The 3,330-nt window shown below is 38.5% G+C and carries 5 protein-coding genes; all 5 read right to left on the bottom strand.

Features of this window, described 5'->3' with window-relative positions:
* Positions 1–283 precede the first annotated feature (283 nt).
* A complete protein-coding gene (locus FFM59_RS09810) occupies positions 284–682 on the bottom strand; it encodes a pyridoxamine 5'-phosphate oxidase family protein (protein ID WP_003582802.1) in 399 nt (132 codons plus the stop codon).
* 113 nt (positions 683–795) lie between these two features.
* Complete coding sequence (locus FFM59_RS09805; protein ID WP_137602840.1) at positions 796–1,167, bottom strand: TIGR02328 family protein; 372 nt, start codon at positions 1,165–1,167, stop codon at positions 796–798.
* 679 nt (positions 1,168–1,846) lie between these two features.
* A complete protein-coding gene (locus tag FFM59_RS09790; protein ID WP_137602839.1) occupies positions 1,847–2,131 on the bottom strand; it encodes a BRCT domain-containing protein in 285 nt (94 codons plus the stop codon).
* Positions 2,132–2,136: 5 nt separating this feature from the next.
* Positions 2,137–2,787 (bottom strand): recombinase family protein, encoded by a 651-nt coding sequence (locus tag FFM59_RS09785; RefSeq protein ID WP_003586220.1) that lies wholly within the window; start codon positions 2,785–2,787, stop codon positions 2,137–2,139.
* Between the two features lie 75 nt (positions 2,788–2,862).
* A complete protein-coding gene (locus tag FFM59_RS09780; protein WP_137602838.1) occupies positions 2,863–3,201 on the bottom strand; it encodes a YxeA family protein in 339 nt (112 codons plus the stop codon).
* Positions 3,202–3,330: the final 129 nt, after the last annotated feature.

The raw sequence follows: 3,330 nt of genomic DNA, 5'->3' as shown, positions 1-3,330 counted from the left end.
ACGGAGAAACTAGCAGCTTGATGTTAATGATTGTGAAATTCTAGGTCATCAGTACTTCTTGACAAAGAACCAAAAAAGGCGTATCGAAAATCGACACGCTCGAAGTAATGGCGTTAACAGTAAGCTACGGGTTTCTTAAGAATTAGACGTACTTCTATCACTTCTAACCAAAGTATAACAAAACTGCTTGCTAATGAATACTTAATGACATGAAATAAACACTGTATGAGTTTGGACACTAAAAAGTTCTTCGACTTACTCGGTTGAATTTGTTTTAAAAACCCTAGGCGATTTGAATACCAGCCTCTAAGGTGTTATCCAATTTATAGATTCGTTCAACATCAATAACCACTACGCCAGCGCGTGGGAAACGTTCAAAAATGTTAGTTTTATCTAAAATCTGATTAGCAAAATCATCTGTTTCATGAATATGAGCCGTTCCCTCAAAGCGAAATCCCTGTTGAGCGCCTCTATCAGCAACCGCAACCGCTGCCAAATGGTTGCTTGAGAGATTATCATAGGCTTGCCTGAAGGTATGCTCAAAGTAGATTAAATGTGAGTCATCTAAGACATGTAGTGAGCCCTTGGGACCAACTTGAGGTTTGCCATCTATTCCTGTTGTTGCTAGGAATGGGAGCTGACTCTTTAACATATTCTTCATTTCTTCTGTAAGATTTACCATTTAATTTTCTCCAATCAACACGACATTACGCTTTCAAATTACTTTTAGTAAGTATACTGTCGATATCCTATTTTGTCAATCCTATGTCCCAAGATGAACATCGCAGACTAGGATCACGGAAGGTTTAAAAAGATTCCCTTGTTTTGTAAATTGGTTAAGCAAACATGTTTATATCGTTGGTCATGCTCAGGATAGATGGGTATTGTGAGTTCAACCGGATTGAGTTGTTTGTATGCTGGGCAATGTTGACCTCGATACAGAGGATCATACCATTTCTGATCTGGATGATAACCTCGTTTTTCCATTTCACGTAACACAATACAGTGAAATTGAAATAATTTATATGGGGAATGTGCAAATACGTAATTAACGGTAGCGTGTTTCCGTCCCCATCCATTACCGCGAAGCGCCGCAATTTCACGATGCTGTCCCAATAATTGTTGTCTTGGGAGTTGCTGAATTAAATCTTGATGCCATAAACGCACGTTACGACTTCCTTTCTTGAAAACTAGTCTTAATATTTATGCCATTTGGAGGATTACAGTACTGAACCATTTTATGACGAAGCGCCTTTTCTATAGGTTCATCGGCAGTATAAGTAATGGGATTTGCGCCTACTCGGATTGTCTGATCAATTTGTTCAATTTTGTTGGTGTGATTGATTATATTGCTCTTGCAAAGGAATGATATCCTTTTTTGCTGTCTTTGGAGCAGCATTGCACCCTCCGCATGAACATATACACGGTTTATTAAGATGGCTTTGAAAGTGAAGTCGTGCTACCTAATTTTGAGTCGTTTTAGCCTAACTAATACCTATCATGCCGAATTTGTTATTGGATCGTTTAAGTGTAGAAGCAACTAAATTTGTTCGATTAATTAGTTGAAAATTCTTGGGATTGCCCATGTATTTTTTAGTCTGGTTATTAGCTTTTATGTTTGATCTGCTTATTTCTGATCGCAAACACCCACAACTGCGAGTGAATCCTTTTTGAAGTCGTTGACTGTCAACAATACATTTATTTCCACATTGACATTGACAGAGCCAAAGCGCGTTTCCATTAGAACTGCTTCCCAAAAAACTAATGACTGTGAGTCGTCCAAACGTTTGATTGGCCAGATCGATACGCTTTTGCATACTAATCTCCCCGTTTGATAAGAAGGTACTTAAAGAGTTGTTTTCAATTGATCTAATCGCCATTGGCACCATGAAATAAAGGCTAATTCGTCAATCTTTGGAATGCCATAGGTTCTAGCATACGTTAACTTTTGAGTGGTAAGTAGTTGATCATAGGGTTTGCTAATAATACCAACCACAAGGATATCGACATTTTTGTCAATCCCGTTGACAGGTTTTGCTCCTAGAATAATTGCTAACTGTTGTACCTGGAAACGACGAAAAGATCGCAAACGGCCGGTAAAGAGAATTCGTTTGCCCCTTAAATCTATCATGATGTTTACCTCTCACTAGGGGGAACGTTTGCTAGATCTTCTGCCTGATACTTTTCGATGCGATATAAGGTTACTGGTGCAATACCTAACATGCGAGCAATTTGTCGCTTGGTCAGAGTTTCATCTCCGTCTTTCTTCCTATTTAAAAGGCGACAGGCTTCTTTATAAATATAGCGTTTTTGACGATTAGGTGAATGAGGACCATATTCACGAATTTTGCCCTTATATTTGCCCTGGCGTTTGGCAATTTCTATGCCTTGTTGTTGCCGTATCTTAATAGTTTCGCGCTCTTCTTGAGCAATATACTTATATAGTTCGACAATAATTGTCGTAATCAAGTTACGAAGGTTAGGATCTTCAATACTTGCAAAGCTAGGCAGATTTAGAACATTCAATTGAGCTCCACGATGGCGAATAGTTTCGATGATGTCAGTCAAATCATGAGAATTGCGACCAAGTCGATCAAGGCTCAATACCACTACTTCATCATCATCACGAATATAGTCTAACATTGCTTTTAGTTGAGGACGATCGGCATTTTTACCTGAAAGCTTCTCTTGAAAGATTTTATTAACACCGGCATCATGTAGCTGCTCAATTTGACGTGCAAGATTTTGATCACGCGTACTAACACGCGCATAACCGATTTTAGCCAATTCTAGGTCGCCTCCGGGTCACTTATATGTAACTAATAATACTCCCTTCTCACTTTAGTTACAATAGGGTACACCCTAACGTGCCTTGACCGGTGTTTCTTTTGTAGTTACTCTTTGATAATCAACGATGCCATATTTTCTATTGACGTTAATTCTTATAATTTGTCCTGACTTAAATGGCCCAATATCGTGTTCATCTGTGCTTAATTTAAAGCTCCTTATTTTCCCTTGCGCGTCCTTAGCAGTACCTTGGTAAGTATACCCTTGAATCGATATTCCAACAGGTACTTCAACGTTTGAAATAATAGGCTGACTATCAATCTTCATGTAATATGAATGACCATCATATTGATACTTAGTGATACCAACAGAAAAAATAATTGTAGCCCAAATTCCTTCCTTTTGAGAGATGATTTATTCATTATACCCTCTCTTAAAAGTTGTCTCAGGAATCAGCTTAAATCCAGATTTACCTGACCATGGTATTCGTCGCAAACGAGCTAAAGAAACCCGTGGTACTTTTAGTCATGGACGTTCCATCGA

Source organism: Paucilactobacillus nenjiangensis (assembly GCF_005405445.1).
Taxonomy (GTDB): domain Bacteria; phylum Bacillota; class Bacilli; order Lactobacillales; family Lactobacillaceae; genus Paucilactobacillus; species Paucilactobacillus nenjiangensis.
Note: the sequence above shows the minus strand (reverse complement) of the source record. Positions and strands in the feature narration are given on the sequence as shown.